Genomic DNA, 21,898 nt, shown 5'->3' on the forward strand with positions numbered 1-21,898 from the left:
GGATCAACTTGACGCCCGTGATAATGCGACCAAATAAAGAAACTAGAGCGAGCGCTATGATCCAATCTGGACGTAAGCCGCTCTAGAGCGTATCCCGAAAAGTGTGAAGCGGTTTTCGGATAAGATACGCGTAAAACAAAAAAGACAGAGCATTTCTATGATTCAATATAAATCAGAAATGCTCTAGTGAATTTGTGTGCGTGCACGCGGACGGAAATCATTGCGCTCATCGGCAAAAATCGCGGCAGGCAATGGCGGCAAACCACGGATAATATCCGCCGCTTTTTCTCCCACCATAATTGTTGGCGCATTGGTATTGCAGGACGGCACGCGTGGCATCACCGAACTGTCACAGACACGCAGTCCCTCCAGCCCATGAACTTTAAGATCAAGACCGACAACTGCATCTTCACCCGTTCCCATTTTGCAGGTGCCTACCGGATGATGATCGGTTTTCGCATTGGCACAACCATAATCAAACAAGTCCTGATCGCTCACCACCTGCTTACCCGGTAGTTTTTCCGCCAGAATAAAAGGCTTCAAAGCCGCCTGATTGAAAATTTCGCGCGCGATTTTCAATCCCTCAATCGACATTTTAACATCATGGGGATCAGACCAGTAATTCGGGTCAATCAGCGGCGCAGCCGCCGGATCAGCCGAGCGCAACCGCACCGTGCCGCGTGAACGCGGATGCAGATAGGCGGAATTAAGCGTGACACCGGCATTTTTAAGTTTTGCAACACCGGCTTCGATACCGGAACCAAGGCCAAGATGAAACTGAATATCCGGTGAACGCGCCTGTGGGTCTGCATACCAGAAACCGCCGGTCTCGAACAGGCTGGATGCGACAGGCCCTGAGCGGAACAACACATATTCCAGCCCTGCCCACAATGTGCGATGCAGCTTGGCAACATTGTCATAGGTATGATCGCCTGTGCATTCTGAAATCACAAACAGGTCAAGATGATCCTGCATATTGGACCCCACACCGGCCAGATCATGCTGAACTGACACACCAACAGATTTCAGATGATCCGCAGGGCCGATACCCGATTGCAACAATAATTTCGGTGAGCCGATAGCGCCGGAGCACACCAGCACTTCGCGCTCGGCACGGATAATCTCTGTGCCTTTTGCTGTGGCAATCTCCACACCAACTGCCCGAGATCCTTCCAGAACAATGCGCGTTACGGCAGCACCGAGCCGGATTGTCAGGTTCTTGCGGTTTTTCACCGGCTCAAGATAAGCAAGAGCTGCCGAAGAGCGACGGCGGTTACGTTGTGTCAGCTGATAGAACCCGACACCGGCCTGTGTCTTACCGTTAAAATCATGATTATAAGGAATACCAAGCTCCTGCCCCGCGCGGATATAAGCATCGCAAATCGGCAAGGCAGAAACCGGCATCGACACACCAAGCGGCCCGCCATAGGCATGATAGTCATCAGCAAAACGCTGATTATCCTCAGCACGTTTGAAATATGGCAGAACCTCGCGATAGCTCCAGCCTTTGCAACCGTCTTCTTCAGCCCAGAGATCATAATCCGCCGCATTACCGCGTGTATAAAGCTGGGCATTAATCGTCGAACCGCCGCCGATGACTTTAGCCTGCGTATAGCGCAGCACCCGCCCCTTCATATGTTTTTGCGGAACAGTCTGCCAGCCCCAGCTGGCAACACCTTTGGTCATCTTGGCAAAGCCTGCAGGCATATGAAACAACGGATTGCGATCACTGCCACCGGCTTCCAGCAGCAAAACTTTAACATCAGAATCTTCTGACAAGCGATTTGCCAGAACACAACCGGCAGGCCCCGCACCGGTGATAATATAATCATAATGCATGGTTCTGATCCTTAAATCAGGTCATTTCAGAAATGCACGTCAGAAGCGCGCAATTGACAGGCCGCCATCCGCAGCAATCACTGTTCCCGTGGCAAAATGCATGGCACCGGAAGCAAGACCGGCACAAATCGCTCCGATATCCGCCGCCTCTCCCCAACGTCCGGCAGGCACCAGTCCTTCAGCAATCAGAGCATCATATTTTTCTGAGACTTTTGCAGTCATATCTGTGCGGATAATGCCGGGACGAACCTCAAAAACCGCAATACCACTCTTAGCAAGCCGTAATGCCAGCCCCTGACTGAAAGCCGACAGACCTGCCTTGCTGACACAATAATCCAGCCGCTCGGGTGAACTGGCAGATGCGGAAACCGAGGTAATATTAATGATTGTACGGGGTTTCTGACTGTGCTTCACCGCCAACATTGAGCGGACAACAGCCTGCGTAAAAAAGATTGTACCCCGCAGATTAACATTCATAACCGCGTCAAAATTTTCCGGACGCAACTCCAGAAAATCCCCGCGAATAACAGAGCCGATACCCGCATTATTCACAAGGCAATCAATTGTGCCAAAGCGCTGAAATATAGCATCAACTGTTGTTTGATGCCCGTCGATATCGGATAAATCCGATTGCCAGTAATGCGCATCGGCACCCAGTGCACCGAGTTCCGCGAGTACAGGATCGTCAGCCTGAACGGCCTCTATTCCGCTGACCGCTATATCAAATCCCGACTGCGCAAGCGCTTTGGCAGTCGCGAAGCCAATACCGCGACGGCCGCCGGTAATCAAAGCAACAGGACGCTGTGCATCTGTCATGACTGCAAATCCTTTGCAGAAATATGTGCGGCCACCCGCAATGCCTGCGCAGCAATTGTGAGTGCAGGATTAACCGCCGCAGATGTCGGCAAAAAAGATGCATCAACCACAAACAGATTGGGATGGTCATAGGTACGGCAAAAAACATCCAGCGGTGCCTGTGCTGGATCATTCCCCATCCGCACCGTTCCGCATTGATGTGACGGTGTACGCTTGTCAAAAACACGGGACAAAACGAGCGGAAATCCAGCCGCCTTCAGCACTGTCTTCAGCTTTTTCACCAGATCAAGATGCGCCTGCCAGTTGGTACGCTGCCACTGCATGATGATGCGTTCGCCATCCACCATAATCCGGCTGTCCGGATGCGGAAGATCCTCGCTCATCGCGTAGAAATCGATGGCATGGGCGGAGAGTTTGTTCAGCATCCATAGCGGTACTTGCGGCAGGCTGGCTTTGAGAATCTGCCCGGAAACACGTCCCAGAAGCTGCACATTCCCTAAAGGTGCGCCACCCTGACCATCGGAAAGATAGAAGTCATTGAGGCCGAAAGTCTTTTGATAAACAGACGTGTTTTTATACCATGGCGACACGGCCAGAACCGCACTCGCATTATGATTCATGAAGTTACGGCCAACCTGTCCTGAGGAATTGGCCAATCCCTGAACGTGCTGCGCATTGGCTGAGCGCAGCAGCAAAGCGGCAGATTGCACTGCCCCCGCAGACAGGATCACCAGTTTCGGTGTCAGGCGATGCTCAGTGCCGTCTTTCACATAGCAGACACTCTCAATATGCCTGCCGTCAGCCGCCGTGTTCAGTTTTGTAACCCGTGCCCCCGTTTGTAAGCGGATATTGGAATGCTGCAAAGCTTTGGCCAGCGCAGTCGTTTCGGCATCCATTTTACCGTCATCGCAATTGGGATGCGCATCCCACGGCGTTTTCGCCTTGCGCAACCAACGCTCCACATCCACACCCAGCGGCAGTGAAAAAGGCTGCAAACCATTAGCCTTCAGCCGTGCCCTTACCTTGGCAATTGCTGGCTCTTCCGGCACAGGCGGAAAGGCATAAGGCCAAGAATGTTTCGGCTCAGTCGGATCATCACCCGCAGCGCCCCGCACCTGATAAAGCTGCTCGGCCTCGCAATACCACGGCTCAAGCTCTTCATAGGCGAACGGCCATGCAGGAGACACGCCCTCCCTGTGTTGCATCTCCTCAAAATCCTCGGCACGGTAACGCAACAGCACCGCACCATAGAATTTTGAATTGCCGCCGACATTGTAATAATTACCGGGATTAAAAGCTGTATATCCGTCTGCACGGGCGCTTTTCTCATACCAAAACTCGTCGGGCCGGAAAAAGCCGCGCTGAAAAATTGCAGCCTGATCGCGATTTTCCGGTCTGTCCGGCAAATGCCCGCCAGCCTCAAGGATCAGAATATCAGCGCCGCTCGCCGCCAGCCCCGAAGCGATTGTTGCCCCGCCGATGCCTGAACCGATAATGACAATATCCGGCTGCCTGGATGAAGAAATACCCATGCACTTATCTCACGCAATACGCTGTTGCGTTTGCGGATCAAAGAACACGGCTTTATCCAGATTAAAGGCCAGCCGCGCGGTCTGCCCTGCATGGATATGCGCATCTGCCCGCAATCGCGCTACCACTTCCTTACCACCGAGCTTGGTCACCGCAAAAGTGTCCGATCCTGCCGGTTCGACAACTTCAATATGGCAGTCACCTTCCGCGATTGTGCCCGCATTGCGGTCTGTACCGTCAGGATCAGTCAGCGCCTCAGGACGGATACCGAAGACCACTTGTTTACCGGCATAGGCATCCAGTTCCTTCTGTCTCGCAGGCACCGGCAGTTTCAGCGGATCGCTATCTGGTCGCTCAAGTGAAATCTGCAGCCCCTGCGCACTGTTTTCTACGGTTGCTGTCAGCAAATTCATGGCTGGGGAGCCCATAAAATCCGCTACGAACATATTGACCGGGCTGTTATAAATTTCTGCCGGAGTGCCGAATTGCTGCAGAATCCCGTCTTTGAGAACGGCAATTTTTGTTGCCAGTGTCATCGCTTCAATCTGGTCATGGGTCACATAAACGATTGTGGTTTTCATACGCTGATGCAGACGTTTGATCTCGGTGCGCATATCCACACGCAGCTTGGCATCAAGATTGGATAATGGCTCATCAAACAGAAAGACCTGCGGATTGCGCACCAGCGCCCGCCCCATTGCCACACGCTGGCGCTGACCGCCGGAGAGCTGGCTGGGTTTGCGATCCAGTAAATGCCCGATCTGCAGCATTTCCGATACGTCGCGGATGGCTTTTTCACGTTCATCTTTCGGAACGCCGCGCACTTCCATGCCGAATGCGATATTTCCGGCAACCGTCATATTCGGATAAAGCGCATAGGACTGAAATACCATGGCAATATCACGTTTGGACGGCGGCAGATCAGCGACAGCTTGACCATTAATAGCAATATCACCTGCGCTGATCGGCTCCAGTCCGGCAATCGTGTTGAGCAAAGTGGATTTTCCGCAGCCGGATGGCCCGACAAGCACCAGAAAACCGCCCTCCTCAACCTCAAGACTGATATCCTTGAGAATTTCTACAGCCCCGTATGACTTGCGAAGGTTTGTGATTTTAAGAAATGACATGAATTATCCCTTCACAGCACCGGACATCAGACCGCGTACAAAATAGCGACCGGAAACGATGTAAACGATCAGCGTTGGCAGCGCCGCGAGGATCGCCGCTGCAAAATGAACATTATATTCCTTCACCCCCGTTGAGGATGAGACGAGATTATTCAGCGCCACCGTCATCGGCGTGGATGACGCACCGGAAAATGACGCACCGAACAGAAAGTCATTCCAGATATTCGTGAACTGCCAGATCACCGAAACCACGATAATCGGCCCTGAAGACGGCAGCAGAATACGCCGGAAAATCTGCATGAAACTTGCCCCGTCGATCTGGGCCGCACGCACCAGTTCTGTCGGAAATGCTTCGTAATAATTCCGGAAATACAGCGTTGTGAAGCCAAGACCATAGATGACATGCACCATGATAAGCCCCCAGATTGAACCGGAGAGCCCCAGCATTCCGAGAATACGCGCCATTGGGATCAGCACAATCTGAAACGGAATGAAGCAGGACAAAAGCAGTAATCCGAAGAAAATATTCGAACCACGAAAACTCCATTTGGTCAGCACATAACCGTTGAGCGCACCGACAATGGTGGAAATCGCAACAGCAGGCACCACCATCAGAATGGAGTTGATGAAGAACGGCTTCACGCCGGTTGGCTGCACACCGATCTGCGCTGTAGACCATGCAGACAGCCACGGCTCGATCGTCCAGCTTTGCGGCAGATTGAGCATGCCGCCCTGCCGGATTTCCTCCAGCGGCTTGAAAGAATTGACCACCATCACATAAAGCGGCAGCAGATAATAAACAGCGAAGATCAGCAGCAGCGTATAGATCAGCGCCCGTGTCAGCCTTTTATGCGAGATTGCATTTTGCGGATTGTCAGAACCACTCATCAGCGCTTCCCTCCGCGAATTTCTGCATAAAGATACGGGATGATGATCGAGAAAATCATCGCCAGCATAATAATCGCCGATGAAGCACCGATCCCCATCTGATTGCGGGTAAATGTATAGGAATACATAAAGGTTGCCGGCACTTCGGTTGCCTGTCCGGGGCCGCCGCCGGTCAAAGCAACAACAAGATCATAGGCCTTGATCGCCAGATGCGCGAGCACCACAAAAGCCGACAGGAAGACCGGTCGCATCATCGGGATAATAATCCGGCGATAGGTCGTGAATGTCGATGCGCCGTCTATCTGCGCGGCCTTGATGATTTCATTATCCACGCCGCGCAAACCGGCCAGAAACATCGCCATAATAAAACCGGAAGACTGCCAGACAGCTGCAATCACCACACAGTAAATCGCGTAATTACGATCTTTAATCCAGTTGAAGTGAAAGCTCTCCCAGCCCCATACCTGCATCGTATGTTCAAGCCCGATACCCGGATCGAGAAACCACTTCCATGCCGTGCCGGTTACAATGAAAGACAGCGCCATCGGATAAAGATAAATCGGGCGCAGAAAACCTTCGCCGCGTATCTTCTGATCCAGCATAATCGCCAGAAACAGCCCGATTACCGAGCAGATAATGATATAAAGCGACGCAAAAATCGCCAGATTGGAAATTGCCCGCCACCAGTGCGGCAGCGCCCAGAGCTTGGAATAATTCTCCAATCCTACGAAATTATAGGATGGCAGCATCTTACTGTCTGTCAGCGACAGAAGCCCCGTATAGGCAATGAAGCCATACACAAAAATCAGGATAATAAAAAAGCTCGGAGCCAAGACAAGTTTTGGCAACAGCTCCTGCAACCAGCTGCGGCTATTCATGGTCAATCACCACACTTGGCACATATCCGGCCAGACAACCGGACAGGCGCTTAAAAAAATTCAATTTCAAATGCTGTCAATAAATGACCGGTCACAATCGGTGCCGGATCACAGAGGCTGCGCAAAGGCAGCCTCCGGTTTTGCAATCAGTTTACTGAGCGGCAGCAACGGCTGCCACAAGCTCTTTCACAGCTTCTTCCGAAGTCAGTTCACCGTTAAATTCGCGGGTTACAACGTCGTAAATCGCATTTTTAACAGCGGCAGGATTGGCATAGCCATGCGCCATGGAACCGAGCATTGTGCCCTTCTCACTGGCTTCCTTCACATCGGCGATTGCCTTTTTACCGCAGGCATCAAAGGCGGTATCCGGTACATCGGTACGTGCCGGTGCCGAGCCTTTAACGACATTGAAAGCGGACTGGAATGTCGGGCTTTCAATCGCGGAAGCCATTTGCAGCTGCGCCGGAACTTTGTCTTCCGCAACTTTGAACATCGCAAACATATCGGAGTTGAAAGTTACAGCGCCCTGTGTCTCTGGATAACGCATACAGACGAAATCCTCACCCGGTTTCTTACCGGCTTTGACAAATTCGCCCTTTGCCCAGTCGCCCATAAATTGCAGACCGGCCTTCCCCTCAATCACCATCGCTGATGCCAGATTCCAGTCACGACCGGAGAAATTGTCGTCCACATAAGAGCGCAGCTTGGTCATACGATCGAAAGCCTGTTTCATCGTATCACTGCCAAGGGCTTCCGGATCGAGATCAATAAAGGCTTTTTTGTAGAAATCCGTGCCGAATGACAGCACCACGGCATCAAAAATCGTGCCGTCCTGCCATGGCTGGCCGCCATGAGCCACAGGGGTAATGCCCTGCTCTTTGAACTTGTCCAGCAGTGCAATCAGCTCATCCCAATTGGCCGGTTCTTTACCGCCTGCCTTGTCGAGTGCTGCTTTGTTGATCCACATCCAGTTGGTGGTGTGAACATTCACCGGAGCGGCAATCCAGTGACCGTCATATTTGGCAAATTCCTGCAACGGTGCGGGAATAACCTTTTCCCAGCCTTCTTTACCCGCGACTTCATCCAGATTGCCGAGTGCGCCTTCTTTTGCCCAGTCACGAATATCAAAACCGAGCATCTGCACGGCGGTCGGCGGATTGCCCGCGGTAACACGGGCACGCAGAACGGTCATCGCTTCTGTGCCGCCACCACCGGCAACCGGCATATCCGTCCAGACGATCCCTTTACCTTCGAGATCTTTCTTCAATACATCCAGAGCTGCCGCTTCGCCGCCGGCTGTCCACCAGTGCAGCACCTCTACATTCTCCGCAGCCTGAGCCGCACCTGCCATAAAACCTAAAGCCATTGCTGTTGTTGTCATAAACTTGCGCATCGTATTCCTCCCGTTTGCAAGTTGTCAGCAGCGGAATCCTCCCGCTTGGTCATTACCTGCTGTCCTCCCGAACAGCATAAATTTTCGGCTCGCAAGATTGATCGGGCTATTCTTTTACGACCAACCGTCAGGCGAAATAGGACGTTACAATTCTCCGTTCGTCAAGCAGTGTTCTGCAAAATTCAAATCGATTAAAATATTATTCTTCAGCCGCGCTCCCGCCACGCACCCAAAGCGTTTTTCGTGAGCCGATATGCATATTCAGAGTCTTTGTTTCCGTGTAATCTTCAACAGCATGGCGGCCAAGCTCTCTGCCCTGTCCGGATTGTTTATAGCCGCCAAACGGCAATTCCGATGCACCATCCATAAAAGTGTTCATCCAGATTGTACCGGATCGCACCTTGCGCCCCACAGTCAGACATGTGTCGAAATCACGGCTCCAGACACTGGCTGACAGGCCGTAATCTATGGAATTTGCAATATGAATTGCCTCTTCCGCAGTTTCAAATGTCAGTACAGACAAGACAGGGCCGAACACTTCCTCACGCGCCACGGCCATATCCGGCGTAACGCCCGACAGCAAAGTCAGCTCCATATATTGACCGCTGTCAAAATCCACGGTTCCGCCGCCGGCACTCACTGCTGCGCCATCCGCTTTGGCACCGGATATATAGGTTTTGATTTTCTCCAGATGCTGCTGACTGATAATGGCACCGACCTGCGTTTGCGGATCAAGCGGATCACCCAGCTTCACCTTTTTGGTAAGATCAATAATGCGGGAGATCACATCATCCGCGATATCTTTATGCAGAATCAGACGTGAACCCGCATTGCAGCACTCACCGGCATTGAAATAAGCTCCGAATACCGCAGCATCGATAAATGCATCCAGATCAGCATCAGGAAAGACAATTTGCGGGTTCTTACCGCCAAGCTCCAGCGACACTTTTTTCAGTGTCTGCGCTGCATTCGCCATAATCAGACGACCGACACCGGTTGAACCGGTGAAAGACACCATATCCACATCAGCATGTGTGCTCAGCAGTGCACCCGCACCGGCACCTGTACCGGTGATAATATTTACAACACCGGCAGGAACACCTGCTTCGGTCAGAATTTCACCGAGGATCAGTGTGGAAGCTGATGTCATTTCCGAAGGTTTGACCACACAGGAACATCCGGCAGCAAGAGCAAAAGGCAGCTTCTGGCTGATAATCAGAAACGGAAAATTCCACGGCGTAATCATCGACACAACGCCGATTGCCTCGCGCAACACAACGCCCAGCGTGCCGTCACCGAGCGTATTATAACTCTCACCATGCAAATCACGGGCAAGTGCCGCCGCATAGCGCCAGATATCAACAGCACCGGCAATCTCGCCCCGCACCTGACTGATCGGCTTTCCCGCCTCGACAGCATCCCAGAAACTCAGTTCTTCTGCACGTTTCTCAATCATATCCGCGATTTTCAACAGGATATTGGAGCGTTCGGCACCGGTTTTGCTGTGCCATATTCCTGTATCAAAGCTCTGTTTTGCAGCTGCAATCGCGCGTTCTGCATCAATATGACTGCCTTCAGGATAACGGCTCACCGGCACTCCGTGCCCCGGCGCAATGCGTTCCAGCATCCTGCCGGATGCTGCGGCCACCCATTCGCCAGCAATCAGCATTTTAAAATCACGAACAGCAATATCTGCCGGAGGCTTGGGCGCAATCAGAACGGCCATTACCATTCTCCTTTAAAATTTGCCGGACGTTTGCCGCTGAAAGCCGCAACTCCTTCTTTGAGATCACCGGTTTTGGCGGCCAGCATGGAACCAAGTGTTTCAACTGCTGCGCCATTATCCTCGCCATTGGCAACACCGATCATCAGCTTGGATATTTCAAGCGCCGCAGGTCCACGTGTCACAATACGTGCTGCATAGGCCTTGGCAGCCTCCAAAGCTGAGCCGCTTTCAACAACCTGATCCACCAGCCCCAATTTGCAGGCTTCTTCAGCAGTGAACATCTCGCCGCCCAGCACCATACGCCGGATAATCTGCGCACCAAAACGCTGCACCAGACGCTGTGTGCCGGACCAGCCGGGAACCATGCCGAGTGATGTTTCCGGCAGGCCGATTGTAACATGCTTTTCGGCAATGCGGATATCCGCAGCTCCGGCAAGTTCCAGCCCGCCGCCAAGAGCATGACCGTTTATCGCGGCGATCAGCGGCATTCTTAAAGTTGCCAGCCGCTCAAAAACCCGATGTCCTAAACGCACCCATTGATGGCCGAATTCATTGGCCTGCATCGCGCCCCATGCTTTGATATCACCACCGGCGGAAAAAGCTTTGCCCGCGCCGGTGAGAATAACAACCCGCACAGCACTATCCGCCTCAACCGCATCACAAGCTGCTGATAATTCCTTCAGCATTTCAATATCAAATGCATTGAGCTTATCCGGCCTTGTGACAGTGATCGTGGCAATGGCGCCGTCACGGGAGGTTATGATACGCGGCTCAGCCATGATCTGCCCCCATAATCTGCTCTTGTAAAATACGTTGCGGCTTTTCCGGCAAAGTCAGGCCAAGAGGCTCATCCCTGAATAAAGCGGCATCCATCAGTTTCAGTTCCGGCGAAATGATGAGCGGAAATTCCGACTGCTCCAGAATATGCGCCTGCAAATCCACACCCGGTGCAATTTCCGTGAGCATAATGCCCTGTGGTGTCAGCTTCATCACGCAGCGTTCAGTCACATAGGTAATATCCTGCCCCTGCGCGACGGCACGACTGCCGGAAAATGTGACATGCTCCGTTTCATTGACCAGTTTCTTCAGCTTGCCTTCTTTTTCAATGACCAGTCCGCCGCTCTCAATGCCGAGCTTTGCGCCCGCATTAAACATGCCGGAAAAGACAATCTTCTTTGCCCGCGCAGTAATATCGACAAAGCCACCGGCGCCCGCTGTCACATGCGGGCGGAAAGACAATCGCGATACATTGACGGAGCCGTCACGCCCGATCTCAAGAAAAGACAGCAGCGAGGCATCAAAGCCGCCGCCCTGAAAATAGGTAAACTGATAAGGCGAAGGCATATAGGCATCAGCATTGGAGGCGCAACCGAATGCAAAATCCAGCAGCGGCACACCGCCGACAGCGCCCTGCTCGATCACCCACGTGACAGAGCCGTGCAGCCCCTCTTCCATCAGAATACGCGGCACATTGGCAGAAATACCAAAACCGAGATTAACGCAGCTTCCCGCTTCAAGCTCCTGCGCAACACGGCGTGCAATGACCTTCTGCACATTGAATTCCGGCACGCGGAAACTCTCCAATGGTCTGAAAATCTCACCGGAAATCGCCGGATCATAAACTGTCTGCGTTGTCTGTTTCTGCTCCGGATCAACAATAATATAATCGACCAGCATCCCCGGAACACGCACATCATGCGGTTTCAGCGAGCCCTGTTTGGTAATGCGCTTCACCTGCGCGATAACAATGCCGCCATTGTTACGGGCGGCCAATGCCTGATCCAGCCCGCCGAGAGTGGCTCCCTCATGCTCATAAGTGAGATTGCCGTGTTCATCAGCCGTTGTTGCCCTAATAATGGCGACCTGCGGTATGATATTGGGAAAATAAAGCCATTCTTCATCCGCAAATTCGATCTTACGCACAACCGGCTCCCGCTGTGCTGCCTCGTTCATGGCGCAGCCCTGCCGGTCAGGATCGACAAAAGTGTCCAGTCCGATTTTAGTTATCACGCCAGGTCGTTTGGCAGCAGCCTCACGATGCATATCGAACAGAATGCCGGAAGGTACATTATAGGCAGGAATTTCATTCGCGCCGATCATCTGCCAGATCAGCGGCGGTTCTGCCGATGACGGGCCGGACGGATAAGACCCGCCGATAATCTTCGCCAGCAGACCTTTTTTGGCAATATGATCGATGCCTTTGATACCGCTCATATCCCCAGCCGCAATCGGATGCAGCGTCGTGAGATTGCGCGGATGCCCCGTTACCTCAAAGTGCTCACCGATAGCTCTGAGCATCAGATCAGGGCAACCAAGTCCGCTTGATGAGGAAACGGTAACCACTGCATGATCGGGGATCAGAGCCGCAGCCTGTGCGGGAGTAATATGCTTGTTCATATTATCATTCTCCCAAACCGGTTCTGATTTGCACGGCACTGCCGCTTTTCACGGATTGCGCCACGGCAAGCGCGGTTGCCAGTGACCAGACACCATCTTCACCGCTGGCAGAAACTGCGCCTTTGCCCTTAACTGCATTGTGAAATGCCTCCAGCGCGGTTTCATAAAGATTACGCTGCTCCAGCGGCAAAACCTGCTCACCCTCCGCATTACGCAAAATGACAGAACCAACAGGCTTCTGCGTCATCACATTACGGGCAATCAGTGAGCCTTCTGTGCCATGGACTTCAAAACCTGTTTCGGCAAATTGCGTGGTGAACCCATCATGAAACTGCGCCAGCACACCGGATTTAAAGCGCAAGACACCCATTACCGCATCTTCCAGCCCTTGTTTTCCCATCCCGCCGGACTGACCGAAAGCCACCGCCTCAACCGGATCATCATTCAGCACAAAGCGCAGTGTGTCCGCATCATGTACGGTTATATCGAGGATAACGCCGCCACCGGCCTGCGGCCTATCAAGCCGCCAGCCCTGCAAATGCGGCGGCAGATAAACCGCATGAAAAACCCGCGCGGAAAGCGGTTTGCCGATCCTGCCTGCAGCAATGGCGTCACGCATGGCACGATGACTGGCAGCATTGCGCAAATGATGATTGGTGGCAAAAACCACCCCCGCCGCTCTGGCCGCCTCAACCATGGCACGGGCATCTTCAAGGGAAAGTGCCAGCGGTTTTTCACACAGCACATGCTTGCCTGCTTTTATCGCGGCGATAGCCTGATTGCGATGCAGCTCATTTGTTGTCGAGATATAGACAGCATCGGTTTCCGCATCATTGACCAGCGCATCAAGCGTGCTGACAGATCGGAGAATTCTGTTCTCTTCCGCATAGGTTTCGCCGCGCTCAGCACTGCTGCTCATCACGCTGACAACCTCACCACCAGTTGCACGGATTGCATCCATCACCCATTCTGAGGCGATTGTACTTGCGCCGATAAGACCCCACCGCACTGTCATCCTGTAATCCTCCGCTGTTCCCCTTGCCTTGTCGCACCGCAGCTTTCCCGCACGACTAGGCGCACGGAACTGACAATCGCCTCGGCTTCCGGTTGCCCCGCATTGATTTGCTTGAGCAGTAACTGTGCCGCCTTCTGCCCCATGCCCTGCGGATCGACGGAGACCGTGGTGAGTGCCGGAACCGCAGATTTGGCCTCAATCACATCGTCAAAACCGATAACGGCAAAATCAGCACCCGGCTCCAAGCGCTGCGCCCTCAACCCGTCACACACACCTAATGCCACCGCATCATTGAAACAAAGCGCGGCTGTCGGTTTGTCCGCAAGCTGCATTGCGCGCATTATGGCATCCACACCACCAGCGCGGGATGGCGCAGAACCGATAATCAGCGCCTCTTCGAGCACAATGCCTGCCCGTTGCAGAGCATCCGCATAGCCCTGATAGCGCTCAGTAAACACGCCTGTATCGGCAAAACCGCCGAGAAAGGCGATGCGGTGATGCCCCAGCACCACCAGATGTTCAACCGCAGCCATTGCCCCGCCGTGATTATCCGACATCAGAGAAGAAACTTTGGCACCAGCCACATTGCGCACAGTCGCAACAACCGGAATTCCGCCTACGATCAGCGGCTTCAGATCAATGGCTTGCGTGCCGCGCGCAGGCGACACAATCAGTCCGGAAATACCGTGCTCACGCATAGAAGTAATGACTTCGCGCTGACGATCCGGACTTTCTCCCGTATGCGAGAGAAACTGCACATAGCCTGCCGACTGCACCACCATATCAACCCCGACCGCAAGTTCTGCGAAGAAGCTGTTGGTCAGATCATTGACGACAAGGCCGATAATTTTTGAATTGGAGCCGGACTGGCGCAGATTGGCCGCGCCGCGATTATAGACATAACCAAGCTCGCGGATAACAGCGGTCACTTTAGCTCTTGTGGCCTCATTTACCAGCGGAGAATTTTGCAGAACAAGCGACACAGTCGACTTGGACACGCCCGCAGCCTGTGCAATTTCAACAACGGTGACACGCTTTTTATTCACGGCATTCTCCCTGTCTTCCTCCATAAAATTAGATCGTTCCAAATTTGTCAAGTGAAGATTAATCCGAAAAATCGATGCAAATTGCCTGTTGCATCTGTAAAAAAATGAATTACTCTTTCAAAAATTGGAACGATCTAAATTATTTTCGCTTTTCCGGAGATTACAGCACCATGGCAATGTTGCGGCTTCCGAATGCAGACGGCACTATCACAGACTATCATCTGACAGGCACTGTCGTGCCTCGTCCGCAAACGGCGCCGCAGTTCAATCGCATCGCCTATGCTGCCGCCCATATTGTCTCCGATCCGCTGCGTGAAACTGATCCGTGGAACCGCCCCGCCATCGACTGGGACGCAACCATGACATTTCGTCATCATCTCTGGAGCCTCGGTTTCAAAATCGCTGAAGCCATGGATACATCACAACGCGGTATGGGGCTGGACTGGAACGGCGCGCAGCAACTCATCCGCCGCTCGCTGGAAACCGCCCGTACTGTCAAAGGTGCAGATCTCGCTTGCGGGATTGGAACTGACCAGCTTGCACCAGTTGAGGCCAAATCTCTTGATGATGTGATCAGAGCCTATGAAACCCAGCTGGAATTTGTGGAGAAACATGGCGGCCGCGCCATTATGATGGCCAGTCGCGCTCTGGCACATATCGCCCACAGCCCCGATGATTATGCGCTTGTCTATAGCCGTATTCTGTCTCAGGCGCAGAACAAAATTGTCCTGCACTGGCTGGGTGAAATGTTTGATCCGCAACTTGGCGGTTACTGGACGGGTCAGGCAGACAGTCCCTTTGAAGATGCACTCACAAATGTTCTGGCGATTATCAATGATAACCGTTCCCGTGTTGAGGGCATTAAAATCTCATTGCTCGACAGTGCCAGCGAGATTGCACTGCGCAATCGCCTGCCTGAGAATGTACTGTGCTTCACCGGCGATGATTTTAATTATGCAGAACTCATTGAGGGAGACGACAATCGCTACAGTCATGCCCTGCTCGGCATTTTCGATGCTGTCGCTCCTTCCGCCTCCTATGCGCTGAGTGCGCTTGCAGCCGGTGACAATGCAACATTCCGTTCGGTGATTGAGCCGACCGTGCCCTTATCACGTAAAATTTTTGAGGCACCTACACAATATTACAAGGCAGGCGTTGTATTTCTGGCATGGCTCAACGGCCATCAAAATCATTTCACCATGCCTGCTGGTATGCAATCGGCACGCGGCCTGTTGCATTACACCGATATTTTCCGGCTGGCAGATCAGGCCAATGTGCTCGACAGGCCGGATCTGGCCATCCGCCGCATGCAAAACTGGCTAAGCACACAAGGCGTGAAATAAGTCTCTTCACTCTTGAAATCCTGCTCTCTGTTCAATTGACCCTGCGTTCCAAACGGCTATAAAGGCGGCTTTCTCAAAGATGCCTCCCCAATATCTCTCTCGGGCACAGATGCAAGGATTTGAACAATGACTGCGGGAAATCACTCACCCTCGGAGAAGATAACCCTCGGCCTCGATTTCGGCACAACCAACACTGTTATTGCCGTAGCAGACGGTAATGGCATTGCCGAAGTTATGAGCTTCCCGAAAGATGATGCTATCGTTTCAGCCTATCGTTCCGTGCTGTGCTTCTGGCAGGATGGTAATAAAGGCCATCGCAATGTCGAGAGCGGCCCGTGGGCGATGGATCGCTTCATTGCTGATCCGCATAATTGCCGTTTCCTGCAATCCTTCAAATCCTTCGCCGCGAGCAAATCCTTCACCGATACGCCGGTCTACGGCAAGCGCTTTAAATTCGAAGATCTGTTACAGACTTTTCTGGAAACACTGGCCGAACGCCTCGGAGACAGACTGCCCTCCCGCGGCAACAAAGTCATCGTCGGTCGTCCGGTTACTTTTGCAGGCCATAATCCTGATGAAGCGCTGGCAATGGCACGCTATGAGAAAGCGCTACGCGCCTTCGGCTTCACGGATATTCATTATGTTTATGAGCCGGTTGCAGCGGCATATTTCTATGCACAAAAGCTGACAGATACATCGACAGTACTGGTTGCCGACTTTGGCGGCGGAACGAGCGACTTTTCGATCGTAAATTTTGAGGTGGGCGCAAGTGGTTTGACTTCAACACCACTCAGTCAGGTTGGTCTGGGCATTGCCGGTGATACATTTGACTACCGTATCATTGATAATGTGGTCTCTCCGAAACTCGGCAAGAAGAGCAATTACAAGTCTTTTGGCAAAGTACTGCAGGTTCCGAACCATTATTTTGCGAATTTTGCCCGCTGGAATACCCTGTTTCTGATGAATTCCCCGTCCACACTTCGGGAGCTTCATGAGCTTGCATCGCAGGCAGAACATCCGCAAGCCCTCAACCACTTCATTGAAATGATTGAAGGCGATTACGGCTTCGAGCTTTACCGCGTCGTGTCTGATGTCAAAGCAGGCCTGTCCTCATCCCAGACATCCGATCTGCAATTCAAAGCCGAGAACTTTAAAATCGAAGCCCAAATTCAGCGTTCGGATTTTGAAAAATGGATTGCCGAAGATATGCAGGCGATCTCCGCCTCCGTTGACAGCGCAGTACGGAATGCCGGTTTGCAAGACAAAGATATTGACCGCGTCTTCCTCACGGGCGGCACATCCTTTGTGCCGGCGATTAAAACCCTGTTCTCGCAGCAGTTTGAACATGCGGATGTTTCCAGCAGCAACCAGTTCGACTCCATCGCCACCGGTCTCGCACTGATCGGTCAGAGCAATGATATTGAACGCTGGTCAGTCAAGTTCTGATTGATCCTGATCAATGTAAAGAGCGCAGACTCATGCGAAGAATCCTTCAACAAAATAAATCAAGGAAGGAAACAGCATGTCCAACACACCGCATACACTTGGCGAAGAATTTCCGGGCAAACTGGATGAGATTCATGCTCTGAAAGCCGCTGATCCGCGCTTTGCCAAAGTGCTTGAGGAATATGACGACGTGAATGATCAGATTCACCGCGCAGAGACAAAGATTGAACCGACCAGTCAGGACAATGAAACAGCTCTGCGCAAGCGTCGTCTTGCATTGAAAGACGAGATTGAACAGGCACTCAGCCAGCAGGCCTGATATCTCGCATAGCGGCTGAAAACACAGTCCTCAGGAGCATTTTCAATCTCATATATTGAAAATGCTCTTTTTTTGACCGGCCAATTATTTTCTACAATTGATAGCGTGCCCTGTCCGAATCGCTCTACTCTGCTGCAAGTACATAGCGCAGGACGACCTGCGCCGGTGTAACCCAACGGGGACGACCCCGCCTGCCAGGGAGTACATCATATGGCCGGACCAATTGAACAATTTCAAATCAAACCACTGGCAGAATTTGGTGAAGTCGGCGGCTTTCAGATCGCTTTTACCAATTCAGCCTTGTTCATGCTGATTGCCACAATCGGCGCCGGTGCCTATCTGTTTTTATCGGCACGCGGCAGAACCCTTATCCCTGACCGCTGGCAATCCTCGTCCGAAATTTTATATGAATTCGTGTCCACGACACTGCGGGATAATACCGGTGAAGAAGGCAGACGTTTCTTTCCGCTGGTCTTTACCCTCTTCATGTTCATTCTCACGGCCAATCTGCTCGGAATGTTCCCTTATGCCTTCACTGTAACAGCGCATATTATTGTAACATTCGGCCTTGCCATGACTGTCTTCCTGACCGTGACAATCTATGGCTTTGTGCGCAACGGAACCAAATTTTTCCGCCTTTTCATGCCGTCAGGCGTGCCGCTTATTCTGGCGCCGATTATTGTACCGATTGAGATTATGTCTTTTCTCTCAAGACCGGTCAGCCATTCGGTTCGTCTCTTCGCCGTTATGCTTGCAGGTCATATTACGCTGAAAGTTTTCGCAGGATTTGTTGTCTCGCTGACAGGCCTTGGCACATTGGGCGTTATCACCGCCATTCTGCCGCTGGCAATGACGGTTGGTATCACCGCTCTCGAATTTCTGATGGCAGTGATTCAGGCCTATGTCTTCACCATGCTCACCTGCATGTATCTGAATGATGCATTGCATCCGTCCCATTAAAATATCAGAGACCTTCAGCCGCCGCTTACTCTGGCGGCTGAACCGGCTTCACATCTTCCAGTACAAAACGCAGCATATCTTCAACGGCATAAGGAAGCATTGATCCGTGACTTTCACCTGCAAATTGATGGAAGCTTGCTGAAACGCCAGGCAACGCAACCAGCTCCTGATAAATATCCCTGCCATTCGGTCCGCCACGCAATGCCTTCAGCTGCGCTGCACGATCCTTGTCAACGCCTTCGCGCATCACTGACTTGCCTGCCGTTTCAATCAGCACTTTGACCGGCTTACCCGTCTCCGTTGCCTGCTCAATGAAACGATCCTTCTCTTTCAGAATTGAGCGATTATTCCACCAGACAGACGGATCAGCGGCGCTATAAGTCTGAAAGCTACCTTTCTCACTAAAAAGCGCATGCAGCGTGAATAAGCCCCCGAGTGAGTGGCCGAACAGGGTCTGATTGTTTTTATCAACGGCATAGCGCCGCTCTATTTCCGGTTTCACTTGCTGTTCAATGAAATTCAGGAATGCGGCATTTCCTCCGGTGCGCGGCAGATCAGCATCATTTCCGCGCGCAGGGATCAGCTCCGCAGGTGTTTCCGGTGTCAGATCATAATATCTGGAGCGCACAATATCTTCGCGCGATTGTGTCGGATAACCGATACCGACAATCAGTGCGCGCAATTGCGGCCTTTTTTTCACCACATCCACGGCCATCGGAAAGGTCGAATTGCCGTCAATCATATAGATGACCGGCATGGGCTTGTCATTTTCCGCAGTTTTTGGCGCAGCAACAAAAATCCGGTAATCAATCCCGTTTGCACGCATATCAAAAACTGAAGTCACCGGATCACCCTGCTCTGCCGCCATCACATTGGCCATTCCATAAAGCTGCATCGCTAAAAAACTGCCAAGAAATGCAATGAGATAAAGTAGTTCAGACGTCTTATTCAAAATACGCATCAGTACCAACATTCATTTATTATCGGGCATTATCTGGTCATGGCAAATTACAGGCCGGATTGAAAATATGACAGCCTGAAATTCATACTGCAGAACATTACAAATTTGTAATTGGCTTGTTCATATTCAGTACACATTTACAGCTAGATATTACTCCTATGCCAATTAAAGGCTCAAGTTAATTTGTGACGGAGTTATAATTACCATGAATACAAAAACTTTAATTCTTGCACTCGTTGCTTCATCTGTACTCGCATCACCTGTTCTTGCACAGGATGCATCGAAAACGAATACTGAAAAAACTGTTGAACAGACCTCCAAAAAGCCTGAGCGTGAGCCGATTGATCTCGCAAAATTCTCCCGCATGGATGAGTTAAAAGCGGCCGACACCGACAAGGACGGCATCCTCTCCCGCGAAGAAATTGAAGCCCATGCTCTCAAAATGATGGTGAAACGCTCGGCAGACCGCATGGAGCGCCGCCTTGATGTGAATGGCGACGGAAAAATCTCGCTTGAAGCCGTTGAGAAAAAGCGCGCGGAACGCTTTGCCGAACTGGATAAAAACAAAGACGGCAAACTGGATCGGAGCGAGTTAAAAGCCGGTAAGCGCCATGGCAAAGACGGACACCATGGCAAACATGGTCAGGGTGAACATCCGAAGCCATAAAACCAACAGCCCGGCTTAATGCCGGGCTTTCTTTTTTCTCGAGCAAAAACCCGTCCCGCTCATCAAAAAGTGAAATTTTTAGTCATTGATTTTCTTTTTATTTTAGTACCAAATTATAGAAACAGGAGAGATATCATGCCTTTTCAAAAGACTGATTATCTTGGAATTTACAAACCTGAACAAATAAAGACACTTCAGACCGCCTATAATGAGGTCTGCGAGATCCTCGGTTATTGCCCGACAACGGACGAGAATAAAGATCAGTTAGCGCGTACCGTCATTCGTATTTATGAAAGCGGAATAAAAGACCCGAAGGAAATCGCCGGATTGATCGCCCGCATTGAAAATCTCCGCTCCTGAACCTGCCTGAAACCTGCTCTGCTTGATCCTAATCAATGCACCACCATCACTTGCGCGATAAAACCTCCCTGTAATCTTTGAAAGAACTGACCGCTTCGGAAATTGCCGCTTGTGCAGAGAACAGCCTGCGAATGCAACCCACATCTGCCTGCAGCTTTTCACGAAACCGGCCAGAGACAAAGGCACAGAGCTTCTGGTTCATATTGAGAACCACTCTCGGAGGGACAAATGTCGACTAATTTCCATCTGGCATCAATGATCGGCTCAATCGCATTTATTGTTCTGGTCGGCTCAGGATTCATTGTCGTTCTGACAGTGCCTTCTCTGGCACAAAAACCTATTTATCCGATGCTGGCGGTTGTCGGTGCGGCTCTGCTCATCACACCGGTTATCGGGTGGTATGTTGCAACCCGGATACAACGGTAAGACCCTGTATTCTGCAGGTGAAGCATAAATATCGCATCTGCAGAATATGCATCAAGAATGTGAGAGCATATCAGCAATCACTTGCTAAATTTCCGCTTGCCTGAAATACTTGATTTATCCTGACATTGCTCCTCAGATCTTGCCCTGAGAACCATGTCAGCGGAACCATTTCTTTGTGGTTACGTTGATATGACAGAGCATAAGGGAGGCAATGAAATGTCCACTCGTTTTCAGATTGCCGTTTTACTCAGCCTGACGATTAACGCAGTTCTTTTCGGAATTGGGATGATCATCGTTCTCACAATCCCTGATCTGGCGCAAAACGCCAAATATCTTATTCCTCTGGTTATTGGCTGCAGTTTTCTGATTACACCATTTATCGCCTGGTTCATGGCACCGCGCATGCGAAACCGGTACTGGCAGAACAGAAACCACAAAACCGGAAGTTTTTGATAGTTACAGGTCAGGGTCTCAAACAATAAGGGTCTTACCATGCGTATGTTTATAATTGCTGTGGCCGCCATTGTTGCACTTTCCGGCTGCACAACGACAGAAAAAGATCTCAGCGTTGGTACAGCGGCAGGCGCAGTCATCGGCGGCATTGCCGGCGGCGGCAGAGGCGCATTGATTGGCGCAGGTGCAGGCGCTCTCGGTGGTCTTCTGGTTCGCAATCTGCGTAACGGTTATTGTGAATACCGTAACAGCCGCGGCCAGATTTATACCGCACGCTGCAAATAACAGCGCAACATAGTGCCGGTCAG

General features: G+C 51.7%; 22 protein-coding genes. 9 read left to right on the top strand and 13 right to left on the bottom strand.

The window, feature by feature from the left end; all coding sequences use genetic code 11:
• Positions 1-183: 183 nt before the first annotated feature.
• From LDL70_RS08340 to LDL70_RS08395, 12 genes are all read right to left on the bottom strand, one after another.
• A complete protein-coding gene (locus LDL70_RS08340; RefSeq protein ID WP_225684826.1) occupies positions 184-1,839 on the bottom strand; it encodes a GMC family oxidoreductase in 1,656 nt (551 codons plus the stop codon).
• Between the two features lie 39 nt (positions 1,840-1,878).
• Positions 1,879-2,655 carry a 3-ketoacyl-ACP reductase gene (locus tag LDL70_RS08345; RefSeq protein WP_225684827.1) on the bottom strand — a complete coding sequence of 259 codons (777 nt, stop codon included), beginning with the start codon at positions 2,653-2,655 and terminating at the stop codon, positions 1,879-1,881.
• Positions 2,652-4,187 carry an FAD-dependent oxidoreductase gene (locus LDL70_RS08350; RefSeq protein WP_225684828.1) on the bottom strand — a complete coding sequence of 512 codons (1,536 nt, stop codon included), beginning with the start codon at positions 4,185-4,187 and terminating at the stop codon, positions 2,652-2,654. The genes LDL70_RS08345 and LDL70_RS08350 overlap by 4 nt, the downstream gene beginning before the upstream one ends.
• Positions 4,188-4,196: 9 nt before the next feature.
• Positions 4,197-5,312 (bottom strand): ABC transporter ATP-binding protein, encoded by a 1,116-nt coding sequence (locus LDL70_RS08355; RefSeq protein ID WP_225684829.1) that lies wholly within the window; start codon positions 5,310-5,312, stop codon positions 4,197-4,199.
• A 3-nt stretch (positions 5,313-5,315) separates the two neighbouring features.
• Complete coding sequence (locus LDL70_RS08360) at positions 5,316-6,200, bottom strand: carbohydrate ABC transporter permease (RefSeq protein ID WP_022709424.1); 885 nt, start codon at positions 6,198-6,200, stop codon at positions 5,316-5,318.
• Positions 6,200-7,078 carry a carbohydrate ABC transporter permease gene (locus tag LDL70_RS08365; RefSeq protein WP_022709423.1) on the bottom strand — a complete coding sequence of 293 codons (879 nt, stop codon included), beginning with the start codon at positions 7,076-7,078 and terminating at the stop codon, positions 6,200-6,202. The genes LDL70_RS08360 and LDL70_RS08365 overlap by 1 nt, the downstream gene beginning before the upstream one ends.
• A gap of 151 nt (positions 7,079-7,229) precedes the next feature.
• Positions 7,230-8,471, bottom strand: coding sequence for an ABC transporter substrate-binding protein (locus LDL70_RS08370; RefSeq protein ID WP_370637623.1), 1,242 nt, complete (start codon positions 8,469-8,471; stop codon positions 7,230-7,232).
• Positions 8,472-8,670: 199 nt separating this feature from the next.
• Positions 8,671-10,197 carry an aldehyde dehydrogenase family protein gene (locus tag LDL70_RS08375; protein ID WP_225684830.1) on the bottom strand — a complete coding sequence of 509 codons (1,527 nt, stop codon included), beginning with the start codon at positions 10,195-10,197 and terminating at the stop codon, positions 8,671-8,673.
• A complete protein-coding gene (locus tag LDL70_RS08380; RefSeq protein WP_225684831.1) occupies positions 10,197-10,976 on the bottom strand; it encodes an enoyl-CoA hydratase/isomerase family protein in 780 nt (259 codons plus the stop codon). The genes LDL70_RS08375 and LDL70_RS08380 overlap by 1 nt, the downstream gene beginning before the upstream one ends.
• A complete protein-coding gene (locus LDL70_RS08385) occupies positions 10,969-12,594 on the bottom strand; it encodes an acyl CoA:acetate/3-ketoacid CoA transferase (RefSeq protein ID WP_225684832.1) in 1,626 nt (541 codons plus the stop codon). The genes LDL70_RS08380 and LDL70_RS08385 overlap by 8 nt, the downstream gene beginning before the upstream one ends.
• 4 nt (positions 12,595-12,598) lie before the next feature.
• Positions 12,599-13,609 carry a Gfo/Idh/MocA family protein gene (locus LDL70_RS08390; RefSeq protein WP_225684833.1) on the bottom strand — a complete coding sequence of 337 codons (1,011 nt, stop codon included), beginning with the start codon at positions 13,607-13,609 and terminating at the stop codon, positions 12,599-12,601.
• Complete coding sequence (locus tag LDL70_RS08395) at positions 13,606-14,655, bottom strand: LacI family DNA-binding transcriptional regulator (protein WP_225684834.1); 1,050 nt, start codon at positions 14,653-14,655, stop codon at positions 13,606-13,608. Before LDL70_RS08395 ends, LDL70_RS08390 begins: the two co-directional genes overlap by 4 nt.
• 170 nt (positions 14,656-14,825) lie before the next feature.
• Here LDL70_RS08395 and LDL70_RS08400 point away from each other — a divergent pair, with 170 nt between their 5' ends.
• From LDL70_RS08400 to LDL70_RS08415, 4 genes are all read left to right on the top strand, one after another.
• Positions 14,826-15,998, top strand: coding sequence for a dihydrodipicolinate synthase family protein (locus LDL70_RS08400; protein WP_225684835.1), 1,173 nt, complete (start codon positions 14,826-14,828; stop codon positions 15,996-15,998).
• A gap of 126 nt (positions 15,999-16,124) precedes the next feature.
• On the top strand, positions 16,125-17,444 hold the full coding sequence (locus LDL70_RS08405) for an Hsp70 family protein (protein WP_075654908.1): 1,320 nt from the start codon (positions 16,125-16,127) through the stop codon (positions 17,442-17,444).
• 76 nt (positions 17,445-17,520) lie between these two features.
• Positions 17,521-17,763, top strand: coding sequence for a YdcH family protein (locus LDL70_RS08410; protein ID WP_028233253.1), 243 nt, complete (start codon positions 17,521-17,523; stop codon positions 17,761-17,763).
• 210 nt (positions 17,764-17,973) lie between these two features.
• A complete protein-coding gene (locus tag LDL70_RS08415; protein WP_225684836.1) occupies positions 17,974-18,723 on the top strand; it encodes a F0F1 ATP synthase subunit A in 750 nt (249 codons plus the stop codon).
• 25 nt (positions 18,724-18,748) lie between these two features.
• On the opposite strand, the gene LDL70_RS08420 is transcribed toward LDL70_RS08415, so the two are convergent.
• A complete protein-coding gene (locus LDL70_RS08420; RefSeq protein ID WP_225684837.1) occupies positions 18,749-19,675 on the bottom strand; it encodes an alpha/beta hydrolase in 927 nt (308 codons plus the stop codon).
• A gap of 214 nt (positions 19,676-19,889) precedes the next feature.
• On the opposite strand from LDL70_RS08420, the gene LDL70_RS08425 reads away from it, so the two are divergent.
• The 5 genes from LDL70_RS08425 to LDL70_RS08445 all read left to right on the top strand — a co-directional run bounded on the left by LDL70_RS08425 (position 19,890) and on the right by LDL70_RS08445 (position 21,875).
• Complete coding sequence (locus LDL70_RS08425) at positions 19,890-20,351, top strand: EF-hand domain-containing protein (protein WP_221719700.1); 462 nt, start codon at positions 19,890-19,892, stop codon at positions 20,349-20,351.
• A gap of 135 nt (positions 20,352-20,486) precedes the next feature.
• The gene (locus tag LDL70_RS08430) at positions 20,487-20,711 is read left to right on the top strand and encodes a hypothetical protein (protein ID WP_028233250.1); all 225 of its coding nucleotides are present in this window, start codon (positions 20,487-20,489) and stop codon (positions 20,709-20,711) included.
• A 228-nt stretch (positions 20,712-20,939) separates the two neighbouring features.
• Positions 20,940-21,137 (top strand): hypothetical protein, encoded by a 198-nt coding sequence (locus LDL70_RS08435; RefSeq protein WP_022709411.1) that lies wholly within the window; start codon positions 20,940-20,942, stop codon positions 21,135-21,137.
• Between the two features lie 153 nt (positions 21,138-21,290).
• Positions 21,291-21,590, top strand: coding sequence for a hypothetical protein (locus LDL70_RS08440; RefSeq protein WP_225684838.1), 300 nt, complete (start codon positions 21,291-21,293; stop codon positions 21,588-21,590).
• Between the two features lie 39 nt (positions 21,591-21,629).
• On the top strand, positions 21,630-21,875 hold the full coding sequence (locus tag LDL70_RS08445; protein ID WP_022709409.1) for a hypothetical protein: 246 nt from the start codon (positions 21,630-21,632) through the stop codon (positions 21,873-21,875).
• Positions 21,876-21,898: the final 23 nt, after the last annotated feature.

The sequence above is a fragment of the Pseudochrobactrum sp. XF203 genome, assembly GCF_020341615.1.
Lineage (GTDB): Bacteria > Pseudomonadota > Alphaproteobacteria > Rhizobiales > Rhizobiaceae > Pseudochrobactrum > Pseudochrobactrum saccharolyticum.

What these genes read in the sequence shown, in the direction of transcription:
- LDL70_RS08340 (WP_225684826.1), bottom strand. Translation starts at nt 1,839, where the DNA reads ATGCATTATGATTATATTATCACCGGTGCGGGGCCTGCCGGTTGTGTT.
- LDL70_RS08345 (WP_225684827.1), bottom strand. Translation starts at nt 2,655, where the DNA reads ATGACAGATGCACAGCGTCCTGTTGCTTTGATTACCGGCGGCCGTCGC.
- LDL70_RS08350 (WP_225684828.1), bottom strand. Translation starts at nt 4,187, where the DNA reads ATGGGTATTTCTTCATCCAGGCAGCCGGATATTGTCATTATCGGTTCA.
- LDL70_RS08355 (WP_225684829.1), bottom strand. Translation starts at nt 5,312, where the DNA reads ATGTCATTTCTTAAAATCACAAACCTTCGCAAGTCATACGGGGCTGTA.
- LDL70_RS08360 (WP_022709424.1), bottom strand. Translation starts at nt 6,200, where the DNA reads ATGAGTGGTTCTGACAATCCGCAAAATGCAATCTCGCATAAAAGGCTG.
- LDL70_RS08365 (WP_022709423.1), bottom strand. Translation starts at nt 7,078, where the DNA reads ATGAATAGCCGCAGCTGGTTGCAGGAGCTGTTGCCAAAACTTGTCTTG.
- LDL70_RS08370 (WP_370637623.1), bottom strand. Translation starts at nt 8,471, where the DNA reads ATGCGCAAGTTTATGACAACAACAGCAATGGCTTTAGGTTTTATGGCA.
- LDL70_RS08375 (WP_225684830.1), bottom strand. Translation starts at nt 10,197, where the DNA reads ATGGCCGTTCTGATTGCGCCCAAGCCTCCGGCAGATATTGCTGTTCGT.
- LDL70_RS08380 (WP_225684831.1), bottom strand. Translation starts at nt 10,976, where the DNA reads ATGGCTGAGCCGCGTATCATAACCTCCCGTGACGGCGCCATTGCCACG.
- LDL70_RS08385 (WP_225684832.1), bottom strand. Translation starts at nt 12,594, where the DNA reads ATGAACAAGCATATTACTCCCGCACAGGCTGCGGCTCTGATCCCCGAT.
- LDL70_RS08390 (WP_225684833.1), bottom strand. Translation starts at nt 13,609, where the DNA reads ATGACAGTGCGGTGGGGTCTTATCGGCGCAAGTACAATCGCCTCAGAA.
- LDL70_RS08400 (WP_225684835.1), top strand. Translation starts at nt 14,826, where the DNA reads ATGGCAATGTTGCGGCTTCCGAATGCAGACGGCACTATCACAGACTAT.
- LDL70_RS08405 (WP_075654908.1), top strand. Translation starts at nt 16,125, where the DNA reads ATGACTGCGGGAAATCACTCACCCTCGGAGAAGATAACCCTCGGCCTC.
- LDL70_RS08410 (WP_028233253.1), top strand. Translation starts at nt 17,521, where the DNA reads ATGTCCAACACACCGCATACACTTGGCGAAGAATTTCCGGGCAAACTG.
- LDL70_RS08415 (WP_225684836.1), top strand. Translation starts at nt 17,974, where the DNA reads ATGGCCGGACCAATTGAACAATTTCAAATCAAACCACTGGCAGAATTT.
- LDL70_RS08425 (WP_221719700.1), top strand. Translation starts at nt 19,890, where the DNA reads ATGAATACAAAAACTTTAATTCTTGCACTCGTTGCTTCATCTGTACTC.
- LDL70_RS08430 (WP_028233250.1), top strand. Translation starts at nt 20,487, where the DNA reads ATGCCTTTTCAAAAGACTGATTATCTTGGAATTTACAAACCTGAACAA.
- LDL70_RS08435 (WP_022709411.1), top strand. Translation starts at nt 20,940, where the DNA reads ATGTCGACTAATTTCCATCTGGCATCAATGATCGGCTCAATCGCATTT.
- LDL70_RS08440 (WP_225684838.1), top strand. Translation starts at nt 21,291, where the DNA reads ATGTCAGCGGAACCATTTCTTTGTGGTTACGTTGATATGACAGAGCAT.
- LDL70_RS08445 (WP_022709409.1), top strand. Translation starts at nt 21,630, where the DNA reads ATGCGTATGTTTATAATTGCTGTGGCCGCCATTGTTGCACTTTCCGGC.